The sequence below is a fragment of the Modestobacter altitudinis genome (assembly GCF_005930475.1).
Lineage (GTDB): Bacteria > Actinomycetota > Actinomycetes > Mycobacteriales > Geodermatophilaceae > Modestobacter > Modestobacter altitudinis.
The window spans coordinates 1-6,841 of sequence record NZ_SJEW01000122.1 but is presented as its reverse complement, the minus strand read 5'-3'; the positions used below and the strand labels follow the sequence as shown (position 1 = coordinate 6,841).

Genomic DNA, 6,841 nt, shown 5'->3' with positions numbered 1-6,841 from the left:
CACCGGTCCTCTGGCCGCTGACCGGGGTGGAGAGCGGCGTCGTCCCGGCCCGCCCGGCGCTGGCGGTGAAGATCGAGAACTCGCTCGACGCGCGCCCGCAGACCGGGCTCAACGCCGCCGACATGGTCTGGGAGGAGGTCGTCGAGGGCGGCATCACCCGCTACGTCGCGGTCTACCACTCGGTCCTGCCGCCCGAGGTCGGGCCGGTCCGCTCGGTCCGGCCGATGGACCCGGCGATCGCCGCCCCGCTGCACGGCCTGTTCGGCTTCTCCGGCGGGCAGGCGGCCTACGTCGGCGCCGTCGCCGACGCCGGCCTGCAGGTGCTCAGCTTCGACAACGGCGACTCCGGCTTCTACCGGATCGACAGCCGCTCCGCGCCGCACAACGTCTACGCCGACCCGGCCGCCCTCGTGTCCCAGGCCGACCCGCAGCACCTGGCCGCGCCGGCCCCGCAGTTCGAGACGGCCGCCACGGCCGGCGAGGCCACCCCGGTGACCGCCGGCACATCCGCGGCCGCCCTGGCGCTCACGCTGTCCCCGTCCAGCCACCCGAACTGGACCTGGAGCGCACCCGACGGGAGGTGGGTCCGCGACGAGAACGGCACCCCGGCGGTCGAGGCCGACGGCACCCCGATGCGCGCCACGAACGTCGTCGTCCTCCGGGTCGACGTCGTGACCACCGACGGCCGCGACCCGGCCGGCAACCCGGTGCCGGAGACGGTGCTGGAGGGCCGGGGCGAGGCGCTGGTCGCCACCGGCGGGACGACGATGCCGGTCACCTGGGTCAAGAACGGCGTGGCCGACCGGCTGGTGCTGCTCGGTCCCGACGGCAACCCGGTGCGGCTCGCGCCGGGCAGCACCTGGGTCGAGTTGGTCCCGAACGGGAGCGGCGCCGTCACCGTCCGGTGACCGGCGCCGCGCCCGGCGTCAGGAGCGGGAGAGGACCGGCTGCCCCTTGGCCCACTGCAGGAAGCGCGCCGCCTGCTGCAGGTCCGGGACGTCGTTGCCGACCAGCGAGCGGAGCAGGTCGTTGCTCCACACCGCGAGCCGACCGATGGTCCACGCGCTCTTCTCCACCGGCGGCAGGTCGAGCTCGAAGACGACCTTCGCCAGTTCCTTCTTGCCCGCCGCCGCCGCGGTGTACTTGACCACCGGCAGGAAGCGCTCCGGCTCGACCACGCACAGCACCTTGGTGAGCAGCGACTCCTTGAACGAGGGGAAGCCCAGCCCCTTCTTGCTGCCGTCGACCAGGTGGGTCATCCGGTCCTCGAGCCGCAGGCTCTCCGGGCCGAACAGCAGGTACTCGATTGTGTCCCGCACCATCCCGGCCGCCCGGTCCGGGCCGGCGGTCTTCCACGCCCGGTTGAAGCCGGACATGTTGCCGGGGTCGGCGACGGTGGTGGAGTTGGCGAAGTACAGCAGCTGGTCCGGGGTGGCGGTGCGCAGGCCGTCCCGCGTGAACAGCTCGGCGTACCGCGCCCGGTACGCCTCGACCGCCGGGTCGGGCTCCGGGCGCTCCATCAGGAACTCCGAGGTCAGCAGCATGACCCGCTCGCGCACGTCCGGGCGGACGTCGGCGGCGCTCGGGAAGGACGCCTGCAGGGACTCCGCGGTCTGCACCGCGGGCCGGGCCGGGTCGCGCCGGGCCTCGCCGCGCAGCCACTCGTGGCCGCAGGCGTTGCAGTGGATCAGCAGCCGGCTGTCCGGCTGCGGGGTGCCGTCGATGTCCTCGCTGCTGCAGGTGGGGCAGGTGATCAGTGCCAAAGGGTGTCCCGTTCGTCGGCGACGAGTCCGCGAGCGCGTCACGTCGGTCCCCACCAGGGTCCCACGCCGGGCACGGAAACCCCGCACGTCTCCGGACGACATCGTCCGGGGACGTGCGGGGCCGCCGGTCAGAACGAGGAGTGCGGCGCCCCCTGGCCCGGGTCGATGCGCGCCGGACCGGCTGCGGACGGGGTGATGTCGATGTCGAAGATGCCGGTGGGGAGGTACACCGTGGCGCACGAGTTGGGGATGTCGACCACCCCGGACAGCCGCCCCTCGATCGGCGCCGACCCGAGCAGCAGGTACGCCTGCTCCCGGCTCCAGCCGAACTTCGCGAGGTAGTCGATCGCGTGCAGGCAGGCCCGCTGGTAGGACAGGTCGGAGTCCAGGTACCGCTGCTCGCCGTCCAGCGTCACCGACGTGCCGGAGAACGCCAGCCACCGCTCGTACCGCGGCTCGACGTTCCCGGGCATGAAGACGGCGTTCTCCGCGATCCCGTAGGTCTCCATCCCGCCCTTGATCAGGTCGACGTGCAGGTCGAGGAACCCGCCCATCTCGATGGCGCCGCAGAAGGTGATCTCGCCGTCGCCCTGAGAGAAGTGCAGGTCGCCCATGGACAGGTTCGCCCCGGGCACGAACACCGGGTAGAAGACGCGGGTCCCGCGGCTGAAGTTCTTGATGTCCTGGTTGCCGCCGTTCTCCCGGGGCGGCGCGGTCCGGGCCGCCTCGGCCGCCACCCGGTCGTGGTCCGCGCCGGACAGCGAGCCGAGGACGGCGTCCTGTGGCAGCGGCGGCAGCGCCAGCGGCGGCACCCGGTCAGGGTCGGTGGCGATCAGCGCCCCCTCGCGCCGGTTCCACGTCGCGAGCAGGTCCGCCGAGGGCGCCGTGCCCATCAGCCCGGGGTGGATGATCCCGGTGTAGGAGACCCCGGGCACGTGCCGCGACGTCGCCGTCTGACCGCGGAAGTCCCAGATCGCCTTGTAGGCGTCGGGGAACTGGTCGGTGAGGAAGCCGCCGCCGTTCTGCTTCGGGAAGATGCCGGTGTAGCCCCAGCCCTGGCCGGCCAGCGGCCCGGAGTCCTCCTGCGGGATCGGCCCGACGTCGACGATGTCGACCAGCAGCAGGTCACCGGGCTCGGCGCCCTCGACGGCGATCGGCCCGCTGAGCACGTGCACCGTCGACAGCGGCGCGTTCCGGATGTCGTCGGCGGAGTCGTCGTTGTGGATGGCCCCGTCGAACCACTCCCGGCAGTGCACCCGGAACACGTCGCCCGGCCGGACCGTCACCGCCGGCGGGATGTCCGGGTGCCAGCGGTTGTGCCCGATGAGCTCCTGCTCGGTGAACCGCTTGCTGGAGTCGAGCGGAAAGACGAGCTCGGGCATGGCGGCCTCCGGGTCAGGGGCGGGGGAGTCGCGCGAGCGCGGGGTTGCGCGGCGCGGCCGGCGCGCGGCCCGGCGAGGGCGGCCGGGCGACGACGTCGGGGGAGTCCGCGCTGCGCTCGGTGCGGTCCAGCAGCGCGCGGGCCGGGGCCGACCCGAGCGACAACCGCGGGGCGGTGAACACCCGGGTCGCGGGGCCGGCGCAGTGCGGGCAGGACGCCGTGGCCGGTGCGGTGCCGATCGGCGCGACCACGTCGAGCACGCCGTGCTCGGCGCAGCGGTAGACGTACACCGCCATGGCGGCCGCTCCTCTCCGGCTCGGGCGAGGTCCCGCCGAGGATGGTGCTCCGGGTCATCGCCGGAGCACCACCCCCTCCGCCACGACGCGGCGGTGTCCGGGTCAGCTGTGCGCGGGCAGCACGTGCTCGCCGGTCTTGTCCGTCGACAGGTCCAGCGAGCAGATGTACGCGCCGTGGGCCGCGCAGGCGACCATGTCCGGCCGCTCGTAGTCCTGCCCGCAGACGTGGCAGGTGAGCTCCTCGCCCGAGGGGTTGCCGTGCTCGTCGTACATGGGCAGGCCGATGCCGTCGTCGGGCCGGCGCAGGTACCAGCGCCCCCTCGTGGCCAGCGCCAGCACCGGCGGCAGCACCAGCGCCAGCACGATGGCGACCAGCGGTGAGTAGGGCTTGAGGCCGTCGCCGAGGCCGCCGAAGAACACCAGGATCGAGACGCCGGCCGCGACGAGCATCGAGCCGAAGCCGACCGGGTTCACCGCGTACAGCATCCCGCGGCGGAACTCGGGCTCCTTGGGCGAGATCCCCAGCAGGTACTTGTTGATCGCGATGTCGCTGGCCACGACGACCACCCAGGCGATGCCGCAGTTGGCGTAGAAGCCCAGGATCGTGTTGAGGAAGTCGAACATGTTCGCCTCCATCAGCACCAGCGCGATCGCCAGGTTGACGCCGAGGAACACCAGCCGGCCCGGGTAGTGCCGGGTGACCCGGGTGAAGGAGTTGGTCCAGGCCAGCGAGCCGGAGTAGGCGTTGGTGACGTTGATCTTCACCTGGCTGATGACCACGAGGACGACGGCCAGGGTCAGCGCCAGCCAGTGCGGCAGGACGTCGGCGTAGATCTCCAGGAACTGGTGCACCGGCTGGTTGGCGGTCGCTGCGCCGTCGGCGACGTTGGCGATGAGGTACACCGCCAGGAACAGCCCGATGACCTGCTTGACCGCGCCGAAGAGCACCCAGCCCGGCCCGGCCAGCACCACCCAGGTCCACCACTTCCGGGCGTTCTCCGGCGTGCGCGGCGGCATGAACCGCAGGTAGTCGATCTGCTCGGCGATCTGCGCGATCAGCGAGAGGCAGACCCCGGCGGCCAGCAGGACCGAGCCGACGTCCGCCGACTGGTCGTCCTCCCCGCGGTAGGCGAAGAACTCGCCGACCGACTCCGGGTGGCTGATCACCAGGTAGGCGAAGGGCAGCACCATCAGGACCAGCCACAGCGGCGTCGTCCAGAGCTGGAGCTTGGTGAGCACCTTCATCCCGTAGACGACCAGCGGGAAGATGATCAACGTGGAGAGCGCGTAGCCGACCCACAGCGGGATGCCCAGCCCGAGCTCCAGGCCCTGGGCCATGATCGAGCCCTCGAGGGCGAAGAAGATGAAGGTGAACGTCGCGAAGATGACGTTGGTGAGGACCGAGCCGTAGTAGCCGAACCCGCTGCCCCGGGTGATCAGGTCGAGGTCGAGGTTGTACCGGGCCGCGTAGTACGCGAGCGGGAACCCGGTCGCAATGATGACGACGGCGAAGACGGCGATGCCCCACAGCGCGTTCGTGGTGCCGTAGGAGATGCCGATGTTCGCCCCGATCGCGAAGTCGGCGAGGTAGGCGATCCCACCGAGGGCCGAGATGCCCACCACAGCCGGCGTCCAGGACCGGTAGTGCCGGGGGGCGAACCGGAGGGTGTAGTCCTCCAGCGTCTCCCGGGTGGCCGCGGTGACGTCGGGCCCCCGGGTCTCGACGGGCGGGTCGGGGGTGACCGTCTCGCTCTGCGTCATGAGCGGGCTCCTGGGCTGGTCGGGGATGCGTCCGTGCACAGCGTGCGAGGGCTCTGATTCCGAGACGTGTAGCTGCGGTTACGAGCGGGCTGGGAGTTGTCCACACGTCGTCGCCGGGCGGTGGCTGGGATCATGTGCGGCGATGTCACGCACCCCGGACGACGCCGAGCAGCTGGCGCTGCCCTTCCCGCTGACCCGCGCCGACCGCGCCCGCCGGGCGGCCCGCCACGCCGGCACCGTGCTGGGCCGGGTGCTGCAGGTCGCGCTGCGCTGGCTGTTCCGCCTCGCCCTGCCGCTGCTCTGCGCGGCCGCGCTGCTCCAGGCGTTCCCGTACCACGCGACCGTGCAGGGCGTGCCCTTCGAGGTGCAGGGCTCGCTGTTCACCCGGCCCGGGCTCTCCGCCGACACCACCCTCGGCAGCTGGGAGTTCCCGCAGGTCAGCGGGGTGCCGTTCGGCGTGCACGTCAGCCCGGAGGACGTCGACGTCCTGGAGCTCACCCGGCTGGCCGGCGGTGACCTGCCCGGCTTCGTGCAGCGGCTGCAGGCCGACTTCACCGCGCAGCTGCCCCGGATCGCGGTCTGGCTGGTCGGCGAGCTGCTGCTCGGGCTGGCGATCGGGCTGGCGGTGGCCGCGGCGCTGGGCATGTCCGTCCGCTACCTGCGCGGCCGGCCACGGCAGCCGCACGAACTCCGCCGCCGGGCGCTGGGGGCCGGCGCGGCGGTGCTCGTCACCCTCGCCGTCGCCGGCTACGGCGTGCTGACCTACAACCCGGGCTGGGTGCGCGACTCCCGGCTCACCGGCACCCTCGCCGCCGCGCAGCTGTTCCCCGACCAGCTGTCCCAGTACTACTCGCAGCAGTCCAAGGCGCTGGACGTGCTGGGCTCGGTGGTCGGCATCCAGGCCGCGCTGCAGGCCCAGATCGAGGACGACCAGACGCCGGAGACCGCGCTGCAGATCATGGTCGTCTCCGACATGCACCTGGCCGCGAACTACCCGCTGGTCGGGCAGTACGCCACCAACTACGGCGTCGACCTGGTCCTCAACGCCGGTGACGAGAGCGAGTTCGGCACCCGCGAGGAGCTCACCCCGGCCTACCTGGACGGCATCCGGGCGGTCACCGCGACCACCCCGATGCTGTGGATCGCCGGCAACCACGACTCCCCGGCGACCGTGGACATCATGGCGACCGTCCCCGGCGTCACGGTGCTGGGCACCAAGACCGCCACGGACGACGGGTACGCGGTGACCGCCGGGGTGGTGCAGGCCTACGGTCTGCGGATCGCCGGGCTCAGCGACCCCCGGGTGTACGGCGCACCCGGGGCCTACGGCGCCGACGACACCTCGGTGACCGACCCGCTGGAGGCCGACGCGGTCGCCGCCGCGGTCGGCGGCGCGGAGACGGCGGCCGACGGGACGGCGACGTCGTCCGCACCGGCCGACGGCGACACCGCCGCGGGACCCGAGCCGGTCGACGTCTTCCTGGTCCACGAGCCGGTCGCTGCCGAGGCGGTGCGCGAGGAGCTGCCCGGGGTGGTCCGGCAGACGGTGTCCGGGCACGTGCACGCGCAGAACGACAGCGACGACGTGCAGGACGACGACGGCGCGATCGACCTGGTGGAGGGGGCGACCGGGGCGGGCG

6 protein-coding genes are annotated in these 6,841 nt (G+C 72.7%); 2 read left to right on the top strand and 4 right to left on the bottom strand.

Annotated elements, in window-relative coordinates; genetic code table 11:
- Window positions 1-908: DUF3048 domain-containing protein (locus tag FHL79_RS24420; RefSeq protein WP_246081198.1), on the top strand; the 908-nt coding region annotated here is incomplete at its 5' end.
- A gap of 18 nt (window positions 909-926) precedes the next feature.
- On the opposite strand, the gene FHL79_RS24415 is transcribed toward FHL79_RS24420, so the two are convergent.
- From FHL79_RS24415 to FHL79_RS24400, 4 genes are all read right to left on the bottom strand, one after another.
- Window positions 927-1,763: a hypothetical protein gene (locus tag FHL79_RS24415; RefSeq protein ID WP_138761145.1), complete on the bottom strand. Its 837-nt coding sequence runs from the start codon at window positions 1,761-1,763 to the stop codon at window positions 927-929.
- Between the two features lie 128 nt (window positions 1,764-1,891).
- Entirely contained in the window at window positions 1,892-3,145 is a 1,254-nt protein-coding gene (gene fmdA, locus FHL79_RS24410) for a formamidase (protein WP_138761144.1), read from the bottom strand.
- 13 nt (window positions 3,146-3,158) lie between these two features.
- Window positions 3,159-3,440, bottom strand: coding sequence for a zinc ribbon domain-containing protein (locus FHL79_RS24405; protein ID WP_138761143.1), 282 nt, complete (start codon window positions 3,438-3,440; stop codon window positions 3,159-3,161).
- Between the two features lie 102 nt (window positions 3,441-3,542).
- Entirely contained in the window at window positions 3,543-5,201 is a 1,659-nt protein-coding gene (locus tag FHL79_RS24400) for a purine-cytosine permease family protein (protein WP_138761142.1), read from the bottom strand.
- Window positions 5,202-5,343: 142 nt separating this feature from the next.
- On the opposite strand from FHL79_RS24400, the gene FHL79_RS24395 reads away from it, so the two are divergent.
- The coding region (locus FHL79_RS24395) for a metallophosphoesterase family protein (protein ID WP_138761141.1) at window positions 5,344-6,841 on the top strand (1,498 nt) is incomplete at its 3' end.